Genomic DNA, 18084 nt, shown 5'->3' with positions numbered 1-18084 from the left:
GCGGACCGGCTTAGCGGTAGACGGGGAACTGGCGGGTCAGGGCAGCGACCTTCTCGCGCACCGTGGCCAGGTTGGCTTCGTCGTGAGGCTTGTCCAGCACGTCGGCAATCAGGTGGGCGGTGGCGCGCACCTGATCCTCCTTGAAGCCGCGCGTCGTCATGGCCGGCGTGCCAAGGCGGATGCCGCTGGTGACCATGGGCTTCTGCGGGTCGTTGGGGATGCCGTTCTTGTTGCAGGTCATGTGGGCGGCACCCAGGATGGCCTCGGCCTCCTTGCCGGTCAGGCCCTTGGGACGCAGGTCCACCAGCATGACGTGGCTTTCAGTGCCGCCGGACACGATGCGCAGGCCGCGCTCAATCAGGGTCTCCGCCAGCACCTTGGCGTTTTTGACCACCTGTTCCTGGTAGGCCTTGAACTCGGGGCTCAGCGCTTCCTTGAAGGCCACGGCCTTGCCGGCGATGACGTGCATCAGCGGGCCGCCCTGAATGCCGGGGAAGATGGCCGAATTGATCTTCTTGCTGATCTCTTCGCTGTTGGTCAGGATGATGCCGCCGCGCGGGCCGCGCAAGCTCTTGTGCGTCGTGGAGGTCACGACGTCGGCATGCGGCAGAGGGTTGGGATAGACGCCCGCGGCGATCAGGCCGGCGTAATGGGCCATGTCCACCATGAAGTAGGCGCCGATCTCCTTGGCGATCTTGCCGAAGCGCTCGAAGTCGATGCGCAGGGAGTAGGCGGAGGCGCCGGCGATGATGAGCTTGGGCTTGTGCTCGCGGGCGATGCGCTCCATGGCGTCGTAGTCGATGGCCTCGTTGGCGTCGAGACCGTAGGACACGACCTTGAACCACTTGCCCGACATGTTCAGCGGCATGCCGTGGGTCAGGTGGCCGCCTTCTGCCAGGCTCATGCCCATGATGGTGTCGCCGGGCTGCAGCAGGCCGAAGAACACACCCTGGTTGGCTTGCGAGCCGGAGTTGGGCTGCACATTGGCGAACTGGGCGCCGAAGAGTTGCTTCAGGCGGTCGATGGCCAGTTGCTCGACGACATCGACATACTCGCAGCCACCGTAGTAGCGCTTGCCGGGGTAGCCCTCGGCGTACTTGTTGGTCAGCTGGCTGCCCTGGGCCTGCATGACGGCCGGCGAGGTGTAGTTCTCGGAGGCGATCAGCTCGATGTGCTCTTCCTGGCGGCGGTTCTCGTTCTGGATGGCGGTCCAGAGGTCGGGATCGATGGCGGCCAGGGTGGATTGGGTGCGGTCGAACATGGTGTCAGTGGGAATCTAGGGTTGTAGCCGGGCCCGGATCGCAGGAAAGCATCCTTGATGCTCCTTGCTCGGCTGCCCAGGCGAACGGCGGATCTGCCGGCCACCGAGGGTGCGCTGGCAGCCGCGCTCCCCGGTGGTCACCCACCTTGGCCCCTCACTGCAGCAGGGGCATCATCGCCAGTTGCGCGGCCCGTGGAGTGTAGCGGGTCCGGCTGCCAGGCTGGAGGACCATTCCACACCTGGAGGGTCGGTCTCCTTTGACCTGCGCAGGGCTAGCGCAAAAGGAAAAGCCCCGGGGCGCAGGCCGCCGGGGCTTGATTGGGCTGACTCGAGCTTGCCGGCGAGGCCAATGAATCAGTGCAACAGCGCCACCTGCTGCGGTGCCGAGGAGGCCATGGGTGCCTGGGGCTCGGCCGCGGGGCGCGGCGTCGGGGCACGGCCCGCGGCCACGGCCTTGAGCTGCTCATGCTCGTTGAGCACGCGGCCTGCATAGCCGGCGTCATCACTCAGATTGGCGGCGCCGACGTAGTACTTCAGGCCGTCCTCCAGGCTGCCGCCTCGCTGGATGCATTCCTTCAGCACCTGCACGCCGACCCGCAGATTGGTGACCGGGTCAAAGGCGGCATGGGTGCCGCCGAAGGCCTCGTACTTGTCATCGTGGACGCGGGTCATCACCTGCATGAGGCCCTGGGCGCCCACATTGCTCTGCGCAAAAGGGTTGAAGCCGGACTCCACCGCCATGATGGCCAGGATCAGGGTGGGTTCGACCTTGGCCTTCTGGCCGACGACCCAGGCTTCCTGGACCAGGCGGGCGACCGGTTCGGGCGCGACCTTGTAGCGCCGCGCCAGCCACTGGGCCACGGCGGCCTGCGGACGGCTCAGCTCCTTGGGGTTGGTGGCGGTGGCGCGCTGGATGGCGGTGGGGTCGCTCAGGGTGTTGAGGACATCACCACTGGCTTCCGCACGGGCTTCCTGGCGGGCGCTGAGCCAGCCCAGGGTCTGGCTTTCGAGTTGATGACGCAGGTCCGCCTGGCTGGCGAAGGTGGCCAGCAGGGCGACGACGGTGAGCCCGAGCAGGGCCAAGGTGTTGTGGCTGACGACCAGCAGTCCCTGGCCGATGTCTTTGAGGAACACCTCGGTCGCGATGCGGGCATGGCGTCCGAGGCTCAACAGGTTAGCTTGCGCTGTCATGTGACTCCTTTCTTCTCCGCCCGACCCCGACCCCGCGCAGGACGCGGGACCAGGACCGACGGTGATAATGGGCCGCCTGGTTTGCGGACGGGCGTGAAGCCCGGCCACAGGCGGCGTCCATTGGCAGCGGTCGTGCGCTTGAACCCTGGAACGGCGCACGGGTTAACCCTTGCTGATGCAAGGCTGGCCGGATTCTAAGGATGAAAAATAACCGGTCAAGCCTATAAGTGCTTGTCTTAATAGCTAATAGTTATGAAATACCGAGATCTGCGGGCCTTCATGGCCGGCCTGGAAGCCCAGGGTGAGCTGCGCCGCGTGAAGGATCCCGTCAGTACGCACCTGGAGATGACCGCCTTGTGCGACCGGGTGCTGCGTGCCGAAGGACCGGCCCTGCTGTTTGAGCAGCCGGTCACCCCCCAAGGCGTGGGGGGGCAGCCTATGCCGGTCCTGGGCAACCTCTTCGGAACACCGCGCCGGGTGGCGTTGGGCATGGGGGCGGACAGCCTGGCCGAGCTTCGCGATGTGGGCCATTTGCTGGCCAATCTGAAGGAACCCGAGCCGCCCAAGGGACTGAAGGATGCCGGCAAGCTGCTGCAGATGGGCAAGGCCCTGTGGGACATGAAGCCCAGCCTGGTGTCCCGGCCGGCCTGCCAGGCCAATATCGTGGAGGGTGACGCGCTCGATTTGGGGCGGCTCCCTATTCAATACTGCTGGCCCGGCGACGCTGCACCCCTGGTGACCTGGGGGCTGGTCATCACCCGTGGGCCGCAATCCATTCCCAAGCCGCGCCTGCGCCAGAACCTAGGCATCTACCGCCAGCAGCTGATCGGCCCGCGGCAACTGATCATGCGCTGGCTGGCTCACCGGGGCGGCGCGCTCGACTTCCGTGACTTCGCGCTGTCCAACCCGGGCCAGGCTTTCCCCATTGCCGTGGCCCTGGGGGCCGATCCTGCCACCACCCTGGGCGCGGTAACGCCGGTGCCGGACAGCTTGTCCGAGTACCAGTTCGCCGGCCTGCTTCGGGGCTCACGCACCGAGCTGGCGGACACGGCGGTCGGCGAGGGCGACCGCATGCTTCAGGTGCCGGCGACCGCCGAGATCATCCTGGAGGGCCACATCCCGACGGCTGCTCCCGGCTTCGAGGGCCGCAGTGAGCACGGCGTGCCGCTGAAGGAGATCAAGGGCTACCTCCATGCCCTGGAAGGCCCCTATGGCGACCACACCGGCTACTACAACGAACAGGACTGGTTCCCCGTCTTTGAGGTCCAACGCCTGACGCACCGCGACAACCCCATCTACCACAGCACCTATACCGGCAAGCCACCTGACGAGCCGGCGGTGTTGGGCGTGGCGCTCAACGAGGTCTTCGTGCCCATCCTCCAGAAGCAGTTCCCGGAGATCATCGACTTTTACCTGCCGCCGGAAGGCTGCAGCTACCGCATGGCGGTGATCTCTATCCGCAAGAGCTACCCGGGCCATGCCAAGCGCCTCATGTTTGGTCTGTGGAGCTTCCTGCGGCAATTCATGTACACCAAGTTCATTGTCATCGTGGACGACGACGTCGATGTGCGGGACTGGAAGGAAGTGGTCTGGGCCATCACCACCCGCATGGACCCGGTGCGCGACACCACCCTGGTGGAGAACACGCCCATCGACTACCTGGACTTTGCCTCCCCCGTCAGCGGCCTGGGCGGCAAGATGGGCATGGACGCCACCAACAAGTGGCCCGGCGAAACCAGCCGGGAATGGGGGCGGACCATCACCATGCCGGACGCGGTGCTGCAGTCCAGCCAGGTTCTGTTCGACAAGCTCTTTGGCGCCCGGCCATAGGCGTGGTGCCTGGCGAAGTCCAGGCGGGATCGCTTGGGGTAAATCAGGATCCAATGCACAGCCGGCGCTGCTTGAAGTCCCAAAGGCCGCCGTCTAAGTTTGGGGAGCCTAACGATAGGCATTCCAACTGGCGCAGTCTCTGCGCGCCAGGAGCCCTTCGGTCGTTCACCGCTGAGCTCCACCGGTGGCGCCAGCCACCCACCCCTCCGTGCGAAAGCCCGGGGGGGTTCCTCTTTCTGGGGGCAAAGCCTGCGGCGGTCAATGTCTGCGGTTCAATGCCCGGCCAGCTGCCCCAGGAACTCGTAGAAGACGTAGCGCATGCGGCGGTACCCGGCGTCCGACGGCGTCCAATCGTAGGGTGACAGCTCCTCCAGCGGCCGCCCGCCCACGGGTGCGGGCAGGAGCGCCAGCGGATAGTGCGCGGCCTGCGCCGCGGTCTCGAAGGCCCGCAGGCTGCGGGGCATGTGCTCGGCATGCGTGACCAGCACCAGGCGCTGTATGCCCCGCTCGCGCAGCAGGGGCAGGCTCAGGCGGGCGTTCTCGCGGGTGTCGCGGGCGGCAGGCTCGGCCAATGACAGGGGCATGCCGAACTCCTCGCGGGCCACCTGTTCCGCCACCAGGCTCTCCGGAACGTCGCCTGGCTTCGCAGGCGTGGGCAGGCCGCCGGTGAAGCCCAAAGGCCAGTCGCAGCGCCGGGCCAGCCGGACGCCATGGCGCAGCCGCTCCAATGTGCCCAGCTTGAGGTCGGGGCCTTCCCGCTCGGCCGTCCACTGGTGGATGCCGCCCCCCAGCACCAGCACCAGAGTCGGGGAAGGCGCCTGGCAGTCCCGGGCCTCCAGGTGCAGCGGGGGCGAGGGGCGGAGCAGGGCATGCTGCAGCAGCAGGGCCGGCGCTTCGCACAGCGACAGCCACATCAGCGCGAAGACCGCCGGAAGCGCCCAACGCCAGCGGCCGGCACGCCGCCACAGCAGCGCGCCCGCCATTAGGGGCGGCAGCAGCAGGCCGGGGGGCGCCAGCAAGGCCAGGCACAGGGCCTTGAAGGGGGTGTAGAGATCCATGGTGTGGCGATGCGTCCGTGCACGGGAGGATGCCGGGACGGCTGCCGGCGCTCAGTCAGGCCGCGATTTGAGCATGCGGCGTGGTGTCCGCTGCACAATGCAGGCTGTCGACGCGGGACTGCGTCATTGGAGAAACAAACGATGAGCCATGCTGGTACGGGCCGCATCACGCTGGGAGGCGGCTGCTTCTGGTGCACCGAGGCGGTGTTCGCCCGAGTCCGCGGCGTGCGGGCCGTGGAGCCCGGCTACTGCAACGGCGAGCTGCCCAATCCCAGCTACGAGCAGGTTTGCACCGGCCGGACCGGCCACGCCGAGGTGGTGCGCATCGACTACGACCCCAGCCACGTGAGCCTGAGCCAGTTGCTGGAGGTGTTCTTCTGCATCCACGACCCGACCAGCCTGAACCGGCAAGGGGCGGACGTCGGCACGCAGTACCGTTCGGGCATCTACCATGAGCACCCGGACGACGAGGCTCTGGCCCGCGCCTTCCTGGCTGCAGCCGACACGGTCCTGGGCGGGCGAGTGGTGACCGAGCTTCAGCCGCTGCGCCTTTACAGCAGCGCCGAGCCCTATCATCACCAGTATTTCGCCCGCAACCCGGACCAGGGCTACTGTGTGTTCGTGGTCGCCGGCAAGGTCGACAAGTTCATGAAGACCTTCGGACATTTGATGCGTGACGATGCAGGGACGGACTGAGACCATCCGCGCGAGGCGTTCTTCCATGCCGTGCCCTCGGCAGTGGGGGGGTGGCGCATGACCGTGCTCAGCGAACCCATGATCGCCTGGCACAGCCTGCGTCATGCCTATCCCGGTGGCGCCTTGCTGTACTTTGACGATTTCGTGCTGGCGCCGCGCCATCACCTGCTGGTGCATGGCTCTTCTGGTGCCGGCAAGTCCACCCTGCTGAATCTGATGGCCGGCCTGCTGCGCCCGTCCGACGGGCAATTGCGCCTGGCAGGCGTGGAGCTGGGGCAACTCCAGGGCTCGGCCGTGGACCGCTGGCGGGGCAGCCAATTGGGCCTGGTCTCGCCGCGTCTGCACCTGAGTCCCTCGCTCAATGTGCTGGAGAACCTGCGCCTGCCCTTCCTGGCCGCCGGCCTTCCCGTGGACAAAGAACGCATCGGCCTCGTGGTGACCAGCCTGGGCCTGGAGGGGCTGGCCAAGCGTCGCGCGGGCCAGCTCAACCAGGGCCAGCTTCAGCGGGTGATCCTGGCGCGTGCGCTGCTGCGCGGGCCGCGCCTCCTGCTGGCCGACGAGCCCACCGCCAACCTGGACGAGGAGGCCAGCGAGCGCATGATCGGCCTGCTGTGCCAGGCGGCTGCCGAACATCACGTCACCCTTGTAGTGACCACGCATGACGCGCGCGTGGTCCAGCGCTTCCAGACCCTGCTTCCCGTGCAGTTGCACCGTTTGCGCAACCTGGGCTGGCTTGCTTCAGGCCTGACGGCAGGACTCAGCACGGTGCTGGGAGGGCAGCCGGGATGAGGCGATGGGGATCAGGTGTGGGGCCGACGCTGCCATGGCTGGCCTGGCGCCATCTGTGGGCCAGGCCGCAGTACGCCGGCATGAGCCTTCTGCTGCTGAGCCTGGCGCTGACGGCTGCGGGGCTGCTGATGCAGCTGAGCCAGCGCATTCCCCAGCGGCTGGAGCGTGAACTTCGGGGCATGGAGCTCCTGGTCGGGCCCAAGGGCGATCCCTGGCGGCAGACCCTGTCCGCCATCCAGCTGCTTAGTGAGCCCGGCGGGACGCTGCCATATGAGTCCGTGCCGCTGCTGCGAGGCTTGCCGCAAGTGCAGCAGGCTGTGCCCGTGCTGCTGGGTGGACGCCACCGGGGCTTTGCTGTGCTGGGGACCGAAGCGCCTTTCCTGGCCTTGCGCCAGGCGCGCCTGGCCAAGGGGCGCGGCTTTGAGCATGTGATGGAGGTGGTGCTGGGCGCGGACGCTGCACAAGGCCTGGGCCTGGCCGTGGGCGCCGAGTTCAACGGCCTTGAGCAGCCGGGGCGAAACCTCGCCGGGGCGCCGCCTCGGCCTTTCGTTGTCGTCGGCATCCTGGCGCGCCAGGGTTCGGCACTGGACGGCCTTATCCTGACCGACCTGAGCTCCCTGTGGGCCCTGCGGCAGCCGGCCGCCACCCGGGCACCCTCACTGTCCGTAGGCCTGAACGGGATGGGCGGGCAGCCAGGGTCCGACGCTGGCGAGGAGAGCCTGGGCGATATCAGTCATGTGCTCGTCAGCCCGGCCAGCCCTGAGGCCCTGAGCGTGCTGCTGCCCTGGCTCAATGCCCAGGCTCAGCTCCAGGCCGCCGTGCCTCGCGAGGAAATCGGGCGCATGGCTGCGGCCCTGGGCTGGCTGCCGATGCTGCTCAAGACCTTGCTGGTCCTGCTGCTGGTGTGCGCCTGGCTGGCGGCCTTCGCGCTGATGCTGCAGGCCCAGGAGCAGCGCCGCCAGGACCTGGTCCTGCTGCGGGTACTGGGCGCGCCGGCGAGCCGCGTGGCGCTGCTGCCCCTGCTGGAGTGGTTGTGGCTGGCAGCGCTGGCCCTGGTGCTGGCTTGGGGGCTCAGCGAACTGGCCTGGACGAGCCTGCGGCACCTGGCGGCCCCTGAACAGCTGCATTGGCTGGGCACCCAGGGCCATGGCCTGCAGCATGGGTTGCTCCTGGTACTGCTGGCTGCCCTGCTGGCCCTGGCCGGTGCCGCCTGGCCTGCCTGGTGCGCTTGGCATTTGCAGGTCTCGCGAATGTTGCAGCCGGGGGAGTGATCCTCTCAAGGCCTGACGATATCCGGGGCATGCCTGATGGCACGGTGGCGGGGGCTGTGCACAATGCCGCTGTCTTTGAACCTTCCGGTCCCTGCTTTGGTCCACCCCAGCTACCCCGCTTGCACGCTGCTTCCTGCCCTTGATGGCCGGGTGGGCAAGGCGGCGCCTGTGCGCGGGCTGGGCTGCGAAGCCAGGCATTCCTTGTGCCGGGAGTGTCTGTGGTGAGCTTGCCGCGTCGCACCCGCCTCTGGCCGGCCGTGGCGCTGCACGCCTGGCTGGCCCTGTGCCTGCTGCTGGCCCAGGGCCTGGGTCAGGGCCACCGCGCGGCTCACCAGGGCTTCAGGCTGGCGGCTGCGGCCGTCGAGCAGGGATCCTCGGACGCCTGGGGCCATGCGCTGGGCTCCACAGACTGCCAGCTTTTCGACCAGCTCGCCCACGGCGATCAGGTCAGTGGTGCATCACCGCACACCGTCCTGCTGACGCTGGCCACGGTGACCGCCCCAGGCCCCGAACCGGTGTCCGCCGAAGCGTCGCCGGCCATCCCGCGGGCGCGCGGTCCGCCTTTTCTTGCCTGAGAGTCCGCCCCGTCCAGGGGCATGAAGCTCGTCCGGTGGCGCATGCGCGCTGCGGGCGTGCGGGCGCCATAGCGCCCGCCACTCAGACCCGGCGAGGCCATCGGCGCTCGCCAATGCCAGGGGGCCTCATCCAGCAGGCCCAGCATCCATGCAAGACAAGTCTCGACACCAAGCCCGGCGCGTTGCGCGCCAGGGCATCACCTCCTCGTCCCCTGCCGCCCCGGCGTGGCCACGCACCGCGCTGCTGCTGGGATTGCTCACCGTGCAATGGGTACATGCTGAAGGCAATCCCGCGGACAGGCAGACCCTGGACGCCGTTCAAGTGACCGGCAATCCTCTGGGCAACAAGGAACTGGCCCAGCCGGGCCAGGCCCTGGCCGGCGATGCCCTGTTGCTGCGCCGCGGCGCCAGCGTGGGCGAGACCGTCGAAGGACTGCCCGGCATCGCGGCCACATCTTTCGGGCCCAATGCCAGCCGACCCACCATCCGTGGCCTGGACGGCGAGCGCGTGCGCATGCTCAACAACGCGGGCGGCTCGCTGGACGTCTCCAGCCTCAGCTACGACCATGCGGTGCCCGTCGATCCACTGGTCGTTGATCGCATCGAGGTGCTGCGTGGCGCGGCGGCCCTGCTGTACGGTGGCAATGCGATCGGTGGCGTGGTCAACACCATCGACAACCGCATCCCGCGCAGCCCGGCCCAGGGGCTGTCCGGTGCCGCGGAGTTCAGGCTGGGCGGCGCCTCGAACGAGCGCGCCCTGGCCGCCGTGCTGGACGGTGGGCAGGGTGCCTGGGCCTGGCATGCCGACGTGTCCCGCCGCCTGGCCGATGACCAGAGGACGCCCGGGTTCACCGCCCCGGACGGCCAGCCGATGGACCATGTGCGCAACTCAGCCAGCGCCGCGCGAAGCGCTGCCCTGGGCGGCTCATGGCTGGGTCGGGACGGCTATGCGGGCCTGAGCTTCGACGACTACCGCAACGACTACGGCGTGACGGTGGAGCCCGATGTGAAGATCGCCATGCAGCGCCAGCGCGTGGCTGGCGCCGGCGAATGGCGCTGGAACGAAGGTCCGCTGCGCAAGCTGCAGTGGCAATTCAGTCGTGCCCGCTACCAGCATGACGAGATCGAGGGCGATGGCGCCCTGGGGACACGTTTTGCCCAGCGCGGCTCTGAGCTGCGCCTGCAGGCCGAGCATGCGCCGCTGGCCGGCGCTCGCGGCGTGTTGGGCTGGCAATTGGAGCAGAGCCGCTTCGAGGTCCAGGGCGAGGAGGCCCTGATGCCCAGCAATCGCAACCGCGCCCAGGGGCTCTTCATTCTGGAGCAATGGAGCGACGGCCCCTGGCAGCTGGGCCTGGGTGCACGCCGCGACCAGGTGCGCGTGCATTCCGACGGCGATGCCCCAGACGCAACGGACGCACGCTTCGGACCCGCCACAGAGCGACGTTATGCACCAGCCAGCGCCTCGGCCAGCCTCAGCTGGCATCCGGTGCCGGCCCTGGGCCTGAGCCTCAATATCAACCACTCCGAGCGCGCGCCATCGGCGGGTGAACTTTTTGCCAGCGGCGTGCATGTGGCCACCGGCGCCTTCGAGCAGGGCGATGCGACCCTGGGCCTGGAGCATGCCAGCGGTCTGGACCTGGGCCTGCACTGGAAGCACGCCAGCGGCAGCGTGGAAGTCAATGCCTACCGGACCCGCTTCAAGGACTACATCGCTCTGCGAGCGACCGGTGCCTCGGTGCCAGGCGACGGTGGAGAGTCGTTGCCGGTCTACGCCTACCAGGCCGTCGGGGCGCGCCTGCAGGGCCTGGAGCTGAGCCTGCAGCAGGATTTGCGCCTGCCCTGGCTGCCGGGCGCGCTGTCTGCTTGGCAGTGGCAGGCCGGCTTGCAGCTCGATTGGGTGCAAGGCAATGACCTGAGTCACGGTGAGCCGCTGCCGCGCATTGCTCCCCAGCGCAGCACGCTGAGCCTGGACGGGCAGGGCGGGGCCTGGGGCCTGCGTCTGGAGATCCAGCAGGCCGCGGTGCAGAACCGCGTACCGGCAATCGACCGGGCCACGCCAGGCTACACCCTGGCTCGCCTGTCATTGAGCCGGCAGTTCCGTTGGGGCCAGGCGGATGCGCTGTGGTACCTCAAGCTCGACAACCTTGGCAATGCCCTGGGCTACCGCGCGTCCAGCATGTCAACCATCCGCGACTGGGCGCCACTGCCTGGGCGCAGCGTGGCCACGGGCGTGCAGCTGCGCTTCTGAGGGTTGGCCTGGCCGGAAGACTTCAGGGCGCGAGGCGCTCCTTGGTCCAGGCCTGTCCCTCAAGCTTGTAGGAGATGCGGTCATGCAGACGGGACTTGCGGCCCTGCCAGAACTCCCATCGCTCGGGCACCAGACGGTAGCCCCCCCAATGCGGGGGGCGGCTCGGGCTCAGCCCGTGCATCGCGGCGGCCTTGGCGGCATTGGCCACCAGCACGGCGCGGGAGCTGATCACCTGACTCTGCGGGGATGCCCAGGCGCCCAGGCGGGAGTCCAGGGGGCGCGAGTGGAAGTAGGCGTCAGATTCCTCTGCGCTGACCTTCTCGACCCGACCCTCGATGCGCACCACGCGCTCCAACTCCACCCAATGAAACTGCAGGGCAGCAAAGGGATGGACGGAGAGCTCATGGCCCTTGCGGCTGTCGTAGTTGGTGTACCAGACGATGCCGCGTTCATCGAGGCCCTTGATCAGCACGATGCGGGTCGAGGGGCGACCGTCCGCGCCCACGGTGGCCAGGGTCATGGCATTGGGCTCGGGCAGCTCGGCCTTCAGGGCTTCGTCGAGCCACTGGCGGAACTGGATCAGGGGCTCGTTGGAGGCCTGGGATTCATCCAGCTCAGCCAACTCGTAGCTCTTGCGCAGATCGGAAAGCTTGTTCATACCGGGAGTATCACTCAGGCGGGAACTCCTTAAGTGAAGCTCCCTATGGGGCGCCCTGGGGGGTGCAGGCATGCTGCAGGGCAACAGTCGCTAAACAGGCGGCGAGATGAAAAAGGTGATTCGAATGGATGAACGACGGCCTGTTGTCGTCGTGCTGGCCGCTGGACAGGGCTGCCGCTTCAAAGGCCCCGGCCACAAGCTCCTTCAAGAGCTGAAGGCTGGGGAGACGGTGCTGCAGCGAACCGTCGCCCAGGTGCGGGCCGCGGGCCTGCCATGGGTGATCGTCACGACGCAAGCCATGCAGGACCAGGTGCAGAGCCTGGTCCAGCGGCTGGATCAGCTGGTGGTGCTGCCGGAGCGCGGCGTGCAGGGTCAGGTCTTGCCTGTGGGCATGGGGCACAGCATCGCTGCTGGGGTCTCCGCCACCGGCGATGCGCCCGGATGGGTCCTGCTGCCGGGCGACATGCCCAGCGTCTGCCCGGACACTCTGCGTGCAGTGGCCAATGGGCTGGGCGAGCAGGCCGTGGCCTTTGCCCAGCACAGGGGGCGCAGCGGCCAGCCCCTGGCCTTCTCGGCCGAGCTGTACTCAGACCTGGTCGGCCTGCAGGGGGACGAGGGGGCACGCCGCCTGGTGGCGCGCTACCCGGCGGTGGGCATCGAGGTGCCTGATCCCGGCGTGCTGGAAAGCGTGGACACCGTGGAAGATCTGCAGCGCCTGCGCGAGCGGGAACTCACGGGCCTGCCGGACCATGGCGTCCGGGCGGCGTCGATCGGCAGCACCTGGACATGAAAAAGCGCCCCCGACGAAGCATCGAGGGCGCCCTTGAGTCTTGGGTGGCGTTGGTCAGATCGGGGCGTCGTCGCTGCTCTTGTCGGTCTTCTTGATGCGCACCGGGCCGCGCTTGCGCTCGGCCGGGGCGGCGGCGACCTTCCTGGCCACTTCGGCGCTGGCATCAGCCGCAGGCTTGGCGGATGACTTGCTGGCGTCCTCGTCCAGCGCTTCCTGCGTGATCACGCGGGTGTAGGGGGCGAGGATCTGGACCAACTGCCCGTAGATGCGCGGGTTGCCGGCGACGATCTCCCGCTGGTGCAGGAAGTCGGCCTCGCCCGTGAAGTTGCCCACCAGGCCGCCGGCCTCGGCAATGATCAGGGAACCGGCCGCCACGTCCCAGGGGTTCAGGCCGGTCTCGAAGAAGGCGTCGTAGTAGCCAGCGGCCACGTAGCAGAGGTCCAGTGCGGCGGCGCCCGGGCGGCGCAGGCCGGCGCATTCCTGCATCACGGCTTCGAACATCTTCAGGTAGCGCTTGAAGTTGTCGCCGCGACGGAAGGGGAAGCCCGTGCCGATGAGTGCATCGCTCATGCGGGTGCGGCGCGACACGCGCAGGCGGCGGTCGTTCAGGTAGGCGCCGCGGCCCTTGGTGGCGTAGAAGAGGTCATTACGGGTCGGGTCATAGACCACGGCCTGCTGGACCACGTTGCGGTGGGCCAGTGCGATGGACACCGCATAGACGGGGAAGCCGTGAATGAAGTTGGTGGTGCCATCGAGTGGGTCGATGATCCACTGGAATTCGGAGGTCTTGTTGCCGTGCTCGCGGCCGGATTCTTCGGCAAGGATGCCGTGCTCGGGATAGGCCTGCAGCAGGGTCTCGATGATGAGCTGCTCGGCAGCCTGGTCCACCTCGGTCACGAAGTCGTTGGGCGACTTGCTGTTGATCTTGAGGATGTCGAGGTCCAGGGAGGCGCGATTGATGATGGATCCCGCTGCACGGGCCGCCTTGATGGCGACGTTGAGCATGGGATGAAGAGAAGCTTGCGTCATGCGTGAACCTGCAAACGAAAGAGGTGGACTGGCGAAGGAAAAGAGCAGGGCGTCTGCGCGGAGCAGCGGCACGGCCATCACGGCTGGGCAGTGGCATCCACGGCGCGGATAATCCGCCATTTTAGCCGAGAAGCTCATGCCCGCCAGCGTGGAATCCACACGATTTATCCTGATTCAGACCAGCCACCCCGGCAACGTGGGCGCGGCAGCGCGGGCCATGAAGGTCATGGGCTTCTCCGAGCTGGTGCTGGTGCGCCCGCGCTTTGCCGATGTGCTCTGCCAGGAGGACACCATCGCCATGGCCAGCGGTGCCGCCGACATCCTGGCCCGCGCCCGCATCGTGGAGACGCTGGAGGAAGCGCTGGAGGGCGTCACCTACGCCTGCGCGACCGCCATGACCCCGCGGGACTTCGGCCCGCCCACCTCCGCGCCGCGGCCTCTCTTTGCCGAGCTGGCGGCCTCGGGGCACACGCTGGGCCTGGTCTTTGGCTCTGAGCGCTACGGCATGAGCAACGAGGATGTCTACCGCTGCCACGCCGTGCTCTCCATTCCCACCCATCCGGACTATGGCTCGCTGAACCTCTCCCAGGCCGTGCAGCTGTTGGCCTATGAGTGGCGCCAGGCGCTGGGCGGTTTTGAGGTGGCGGCCCGCACGGCCGATCCCCTGCTGGCCGATGGACGTGCGGTGCAGGGCCTGCTGGGCCATCTGCAGGAGGCCCTGGAGCACATTGGCTACCTGGACCCGGCGGCGCCCAAGAAGCTGATGCCGCGCCTCAACCAGCTCTTCAACCGCGCCCAACTGACGCAGGAGGAGGTGCACATCCTGCGCGGCATGGCCCGCAGCATGCTGCGCCTGCAGGCGCCGTCAGGCCACCGGGGTGATGCGGGCGAGGACTGACAACAATTTCCCCACGCCGCCAGCCGCCAGCCCCCACCGCTACACTGACGCTCCCTTGTTCACGACTCCCCCGGCATCGCCACCATGTTCAAGCGCCTTCGTGAAGACATTCAGCTGATTCTTGAGCGCGACCCCGCCGCGCGCAGCAGCTGGGAGGTGCTGACTTGTTATCCCGGCCTGCATGCACTCGTGTTGCACCGGCGGGCCCATTGGTGCTGGAAGCATGGCTTCAAATGGCTGGGGCGCTTCATCTCGCACCTGTCGCGTTTCCTGACCGGCATTGAGATTCACCCGGGCGCCACCATCGCACGCCGGGTCTTCATCGATCATGGCATGGGTATCGTGATCGGCGAGATGGCCGAGATCGGCGAGGGCTGCACCATCTACCAGGGCGTGACCCTGGGCGGCACCTCGCTGGTGAAGGGCGCCAAGCGGCATCCGACGCTGGAGCCCGGCGTGATCGTGGGCGCCAATGCCTGCGTGCTGGGCGGCTTCACCGTGGGTGCTGGCGCGCGCATCGGCTCGGGCGCGGTGGTGACCAAGCCCGTGCCCGCGGGCGCGACGGCCGTGGGCAACCCGGCCCGCATCATCGAGGCCCAGGCCGAAGCCCAACGCGAAGCCGCTGCGGCGCGCATGGGCTTCTCGGCCTACGGGGTCACGCAGGGCGACGACCCCGTGGCCTTGGCCATGAAGGGCCTGATCGACAACGCCGCCGGCCACGAGCACCAGATCGCGCTGCTGTGGCAGGCCATCGCCAAGCTCTCCGAGACCCAGCGCAGCGACTGCGTGCCAAAGGACGCCCAGCAGGACGAGTGCTTTGACGCGGCCTCGCTGAGCCGCCTGGTCAAGTAGGGCGGGCCACGCCAATGACAAAGGGCGCCAAGTGGCGCCCTTTTCAAGGTGCAGGCATCGGGAGCGCCGTTCAGGCCTGGGGCCGCACGCGCACAGCGTTCTTCGGCCGGAAGGCCTTGATGCGGTCCTCGCGAGTTTCCAGGTAGGGGCCGCCGATGAGGTCGATGCAATAGGGGACGGCGGCGAAGATGCCGCTCACCACCACCTCGCCCGTGGGTGACTTCAAGCCTTCCAGTGTCTCGGCGATGCTCTTGGGCTGGCCGGGGAGGTTGAGAATCAGCGCCTTGCCCCGGATGATGGCCGTTTGTCGCGAGAGGATGGCCGTGGGCACGAAGCGCAGGGAGATCTGGCGCATCTGCTCACCGAAGCCGGGCATCTCGCGATCGGCCACGTCCAGCGTGGCCTCGGGCGTCACGTCGCGCGGGGCGGGGCCGGTGCCGCCGGTGGTCAGCACCAGGTCGCAGCGGGCCTCATCAACCAGCTCGCGCAGCGTGGCGGCGATCTGCGCTCGCTCGTCGGGGATCAGGCGCGCCTCGAAGTGCAGTGGATTGAGCAGGGCCTGGCCCAGCCAGTCCTTCAGCGCGGGCAGCCCCTGGTCCTCGTAGACGCCGGTGGAGGCCCGGTCCGAGATGGAGACGATGCCGATGCGGACCGGCTCGAAGACGGATGCCTCACTCATCGCCGTCACCCTCCAGCCCTTCGGCGGAGGAATCCTGCGCCATGCGCATGGCCTCGGCCTTGATGAACTGAAAGAGCTCGCGGAAGGCGCGCCCGCTGCGCTGCTCGGGGGCGGCCGAGGCGTCCTTGCGTGCGGCGCGCACGAGGCTGCGCAGCTGTTGGACATCCACGCCCGGATGCTGGCCGATGAAGTCCTGCAGGGCATCATCCTGCGCCAGCAGGCGCTCGCGCCAGGCTTCGCTTTCGTGCAGGGTGAGGCTGTCCTGGGCTCGGCCCAGCTTGAAGTCGGCCACGGCCTGGCGAACGGGCTCGGCATCGATCTTGCGCATCAGCTTGCCGATGTACTGCATCTGCCGGCGGCGCCCCTCGAAATTGCTGATCTTCTTGGCGGCCTTGATGGCGTCCAGCAGGATCTCGGGCAGGTTCAGCGGCTCCAGGCGGCTGGCGGGCAGGGTCAGCAGGTCCTCGCCCAGGGACTGCAGATCGTGCATGTCACGCTTGAGCTGGCTCTTGCTGGGGCGGCTGAAGTCGTCGTCAGCGCCGGTGTCGTCGTAGGAATGGTGCATGGGTGCTCGATACGGCAGGGGCATTCCCGAGGGGTCCGCGTACTGCGGGCGGCGGGGCGCCAAGACTCGTATGATAGTCGCCCACCCCGGCCATCCGCCGGACAGACCCCATCGCCGCCCATGTCCAACACCACCGCCAAGACCACCGAGACCCCCGCCTCCAGCGCACATGCCGTCCACGGCTTTGCCTACAGCCAGGATCAGTTCCGCCAGCTGGTGGAGGATGCCCTGAACGAGGCGCGCCGCCTGGGCGCCAGCGACGCCGGCGCCGAGGTCTCCGAGGGCTGCGGCCTGTCAGTCTCGGTGCGGCGGGGCGAGCTGGAGAATGTCGAGCGCAACCGCGACAAGACCCTGGGCATTTCGGTCTACCTGGGCCAGCGCCGCGGCAATGCCAGCACCTCCGACTTCTCGCCGCAAGCCCTCAAGGACACGGTGCGCGCGGCCTTCGACATCGCCCGCTTCACCGCCGAGGATGCCTTCGCCGGCCTGCCGGATGAGCAAGACCTGGCCCTCGACGCCAGCCAGCGCCCCGAACTGGACCTCTTCCACCCCTGGGACCTGGACGCCGAAACCGCCGCCCAGCTGGCCCTGCGCTGCGAGGCGGCCTGCTTCGCCACCGATCCGCGCATCACGAACTCCGAGGGCGCGGCCGTGTCCGCCCAGCAGTCGCATTTCATCGCCGGCAACACGCGCGGCTTCATGGCCGGCTATGCCAGCTCGCGCCACACCCTGTCTGTCGCGCCCATCGCGGGCCGCGGCGCGGGCATGCAGCGCGATGCCTGGTACAGCTCCATGCGCTCGGCCGCTGATCTGGCCTCGCCCGAGGCCATCGGCCGCTATGCCGCTGAGCGGGCCCTGTCTCGGCTGAAGGCCCGTCGTGTCAAGACTGCCGAAGTGCCGGTGCTGTTTGAATCGACCGTGGCAGCTGGCCTGCTAGGCGCGCTGGTTCAGGCTACCAGCGGCGGTGCGCTGTACCGCAAGGCCAGTTTCCTGCTGGACAGTCTGGGCACGCCGGTGCTGGCTCCGCACATCGATGTGCATGAGGACCCGCACGAACCCAAGGGCAAGGGCAGCACGCCCTTCGACGACGAAGGCGTGATCACCCGGCCCCGCACCGTGGTCGAGGCCGGTGTGTTGCAGGGCTACTTCCTGTCGACCTACTCGGCCCGCAAGCTGGGTCTGCGCACCACCGGCCATGCCGGCGGCTCGCACAATCTGCGCATGAGCAGCCGCAACACCGCGCCCGGCGACGACCTCCCCACCATGCTGCGCCGCCTGGGCCGCGGTCTCTTCGTGACCGAGCTGATGGGGCAGGGCGTCAACTACGTCACCGGCGACTACTCCCGTGGCGCCAGCGGCTACTGGGTCGAGAACGGCGAGATCGCCTTCCCTGTCCATGAGGTGACCATTGCTGGCAATGTGCGCCAGATGTTCAAGGACATCGTCGGCATCGGCAACGACGTCTACACGCTGGGCAGCAAGTCCGTCGGCTCGATGCTGGTCTCGCGCATGAAACTGGCGGGCGCCTGAGCGTCCGGGCCACTGCTGCCAGCCCGCATGTGGACAGCTTTGTGCGGTTTTTTTGCTGGCGGGGCGCCAGGAAATCAGTTTCGTGAAAGCCTCGTTTCAGCCTGTTTTCAGACTGTGCGGGTCACGCACGAAATCGTGCCTCCATCGTGCGCCATTTCACGGGT

At 68.0% G+C, this 18084-nt stretch carries 17 protein-coding genes and 1 riboswitch; of the genes, 10 read left to right on the top strand and 7 right to left on the bottom strand.

Annotated features, from left to right (window positions below; translation table 11 throughout):
• Positions 1-10: 10 nt before the first annotated feature.
• Both glyA and H5407_RS14305 read right to left on the bottom strand, forming a co-directional pair.
• Positions 11-1261: a serine hydroxymethyltransferase gene (gene glyA, locus H5407_RS14310; RefSeq protein WP_183105133.1), complete on the bottom strand. Its 1251-nt coding sequence runs from the start codon at positions 1259-1261 to the stop codon at positions 11-13.
• A gap of 67 nt (positions 1262-1328) precedes the next feature.
• A riboswitch (ZMP/ZTP riboswitch) is annotated at positions 1329-1456 on the bottom strand.
• A 159-nt stretch (positions 1457-1615) separates the two neighbouring features.
• Entirely contained in the window at positions 1616-2452 is an 837-nt protein-coding gene (locus H5407_RS14305) for a lytic transglycosylase domain-containing protein (protein ID WP_183105132.1), read from the bottom strand.
• Positions 2453-2704: 252 nt separating this feature from the next.
• Between H5407_RS14305 and H5407_RS14300 the strand changes: the two genes are divergently transcribed.
• Positions 2705-4282 carry a UbiD family decarboxylase gene (locus H5407_RS14300; RefSeq protein ID WP_183105131.1) on the top strand — a complete coding sequence of 526 codons (1578 nt, stop codon included), beginning with the start codon at positions 2705-2707 and terminating at the stop codon, positions 4280-4282.
• Positions 4283-4554: 272 nt separating this feature from the next.
• Here H5407_RS14300 and H5407_RS14295 read toward each other — a convergent pair whose 3' ends face one another.
• The gene (locus tag H5407_RS14295) at positions 4555-5340 is read right to left on the bottom strand and encodes a YdcF family protein (protein ID WP_183105130.1); all 786 of its coding nucleotides are present in this window, start codon (positions 5338-5340) and stop codon (positions 4555-4557) included.
• Positions 5341-5481: 141 nt separating this feature from the next.
• On the opposite strand from H5407_RS14295, the gene msrA reads away from it, so the two are divergent.
• From msrA to H5407_RS14270, 5 genes are all read left to right on the top strand, one after another.
• Entirely contained in the window at positions 5482-6036 is a 555-nt protein-coding gene (gene msrA / locus H5407_RS14290; RefSeq protein WP_183105129.1) for a peptide-methionine (S)-S-oxide reductase MsrA, read from the top strand.
• Positions 6037-6093: 57 nt separating this feature from the next.
• Positions 6094-6825, top strand: a complete 732-nt coding sequence (locus tag H5407_RS14285) for an ABC transporter ATP-binding protein (protein ID WP_255501248.1) — start codon at positions 6094-6096, stop codon at positions 6823-6825.
• Between the two features lie 80 nt (positions 6826-6905).
• A complete protein-coding gene (locus tag H5407_RS14280; RefSeq protein ID WP_183105128.1) occupies positions 6906-8096 on the top strand; it encodes an ABC transporter permease in 1191 nt (396 codons plus the stop codon).
• Positions 8097-8317: 221 nt separating this feature from the next.
• Complete coding sequence (locus H5407_RS14275) at positions 8318-8671, top strand: hypothetical protein (RefSeq protein WP_183105127.1); 354 nt, start codon at positions 8318-8320, stop codon at positions 8669-8671.
• A gap of 148 nt (positions 8672-8819) precedes the next feature.
• Positions 8820-10919: a TonB-dependent receptor gene (locus H5407_RS14270; protein WP_183105126.1), complete on the top strand. Its 2100-nt coding sequence runs from the start codon at positions 8820-8822 to the stop codon at positions 10917-10919.
• A gap of 22 nt (positions 10920-10941) precedes the next feature.
• Here H5407_RS14270 and pdxH read toward each other — a convergent pair whose 3' ends face one another.
• A complete protein-coding gene (pdxH, locus tag H5407_RS14265) occupies positions 10942-11577 on the bottom strand; it encodes a pyridoxamine 5'-phosphate oxidase (RefSeq protein ID WP_183105125.1) in 636 nt (211 codons plus the stop codon).
• A gap of 124 nt (positions 11578-11701) precedes the next feature.
• Between pdxH and H5407_RS14260 the strand changes: the two genes are divergently transcribed.
• Positions 11702-12367: an NTP transferase domain-containing protein gene (locus H5407_RS14260; protein ID WP_183105124.1), complete on the top strand. Its 666-nt coding sequence runs from the start codon at positions 11702-11704 to the stop codon at positions 12365-12367.
• A 54-nt stretch (positions 12368-12421) separates the two neighbouring features.
• Here H5407_RS14260 and H5407_RS14255 read toward each other — a convergent pair whose 3' ends face one another.
• Entirely contained in the window at positions 12422-13396 is a 975-nt protein-coding gene (locus tag H5407_RS14255) for an inositol monophosphatase family protein (protein WP_183105123.1), read from the bottom strand.
• A gap of 136 nt (positions 13397-13532) precedes the next feature.
• On the opposite strand from H5407_RS14255, the gene H5407_RS14250 reads away from it, so the two are divergent.
• The gene (locus tag H5407_RS14250) at positions 13533-14294 is read left to right on the top strand and encodes an RNA methyltransferase (protein WP_183105122.1); all 762 of its coding nucleotides are present in this window, start codon (positions 13533-13535) and stop codon (positions 14292-14294) included.
• An 84-nt stretch (positions 14295-14378) separates the two neighbouring features.
• On the top strand, positions 14379-15146 hold the full coding sequence (gene cysE / locus H5407_RS14245; RefSeq protein ID WP_183105121.1) for a serine O-acetyltransferase: 768 nt from the start codon (positions 14379-14381) through the stop codon (positions 15144-15146).
• Between the two features lie 70 nt (positions 15147-15216).
• On the opposite strand, the gene mog is transcribed toward cysE, so the two are convergent.
• Together mog and yjgA are read right to left on the bottom strand one after the other, a co-directional pair.
• The gene (gene mog / locus H5407_RS14240; RefSeq protein ID WP_183105120.1) at positions 15217-15825 is read right to left on the bottom strand and encodes a molybdopterin adenylyltransferase; all 609 of its coding nucleotides are present in this window, start codon (positions 15823-15825) and stop codon (positions 15217-15219) included.
• Positions 15818-16390: a ribosome biogenesis factor YjgA gene (gene yjgA, locus H5407_RS14235; protein ID WP_183105119.1), complete on the bottom strand. Its 573-nt coding sequence runs from the start codon at positions 16388-16390 to the stop codon at positions 15818-15820. Before yjgA ends, mog begins: the two co-directional genes overlap by 8 nt.
• Before the next feature lie 120 nt (positions 16391-16510).
• Here yjgA and pmbA point away from each other — a divergent pair, with 120 nt between their 5' ends.
• Positions 16511-17920: a metalloprotease PmbA gene (gene pmbA / locus H5407_RS14230; protein ID WP_183105118.1), complete on the top strand. Its 1410-nt coding sequence runs from the start codon at positions 16511-16513 to the stop codon at positions 17918-17920.
• The last annotated feature ends 164 nt before the right edge of the window (positions 17921-18084 follow it).

The organism is Mitsuaria sp. WAJ17 (genome assembly GCF_014174515.1).
Classification (GTDB): Bacteria; Pseudomonadota; Gammaproteobacteria; order Burkholderiales; family Burkholderiaceae_C; genus Roseateles_B.
Note: the sequence above shows the minus strand (reverse complement) of the source record. Positions and strands in the feature narration are given on the sequence as shown.

Coding starts and splice junctions, on each gene's coding strand:
- pmbA (WP_183105118.1), top strand. CDS start 16,511: ATGTCCAACACCACCGCCAAGACCACCGAGACCCCCGCCTCCAGCGCA.
- H5407_RS14260 (WP_183105124.1), top strand. CDS start 11,702: ATGGATGAACGACGGCCTGTTGTCGTCGTGCTGGCCGCTGGACAGGGC.
- mog (WP_183105120.1), bottom strand. CDS start 15,825: ATGAGTGAGGCATCCGTCTTCGAGCCGGTCCGCATCGGCATCGTCTCC.
- msrA (WP_183105129.1), top strand. CDS start 5,482: ATGAGCCATGCTGGTACGGGCCGCATCACGCTGGGAGGCGGCTGCTTC.
- H5407_RS14250 (WP_183105122.1), top strand. CDS start 13,533: ATGCCCGCCAGCGTGGAATCCACACGATTTATCCTGATTCAGACCAGC.
- H5407_RS14255 (WP_183105123.1), bottom strand. CDS start 13,396: ATGACGCAAGCTTCTCTTCATCCCATGCTCAACGTCGCCATCAAGGCG.
- H5407_RS14270 (WP_183105126.1), top strand. CDS start 8,820: ATGCAAGACAAGTCTCGACACCAAGCCCGGCGCGTTGCGCGCCAGGGC.
- H5407_RS14295 (WP_183105130.1), bottom strand. CDS start 5,340: ATGGATCTCTACACCCCCTTCAAGGCCCTGTGCCTGGCCTTGCTGGCG.
- H5407_RS14280 (WP_183105128.1), top strand. CDS start 6,906: ATGAGCCTTCTGCTGCTGAGCCTGGCGCTGACGGCTGCGGGGCTGCTG.
- glyA (WP_183105133.1), bottom strand. CDS start 1,261: ATGTTCGACCGCACCCAATCCACCCTGGCCGCCATCGATCCCGACCTC.
- H5407_RS14285 (WP_255501248.1), top strand. CDS start 6,094: ATGACCGTGCTCAGCGAACCCATGATCGCCTGGCACAGCCTGCGTCAT.
- pdxH (WP_183105125.1), bottom strand. CDS start 11,577: ATGAACAAGCTTTCCGATCTGCGCAAGAGCTACGAGTTGGCTGAGCTG.
- yjgA (WP_183105119.1), bottom strand. CDS start 16,390: ATGCACCATTCCTACGACGACACCGGCGCTGACGACGACTTCAGCCGC.
- H5407_RS14300 (WP_183105131.1), top strand. CDS start 2,705: ATGAAATACCGAGATCTGCGGGCCTTCATGGCCGGCCTGGAAGCCCAG.
- cysE (WP_183105121.1), top strand. CDS start 14,379: ATGTTCAAGCGCCTTCGTGAAGACATTCAGCTGATTCTTGAGCGCGAC.
- H5407_RS14305 (WP_183105132.1), bottom strand. CDS start 2,452: ATGACAGCGCAAGCTAACCTGTTGAGCCTCGGACGCCATGCCCGCATC.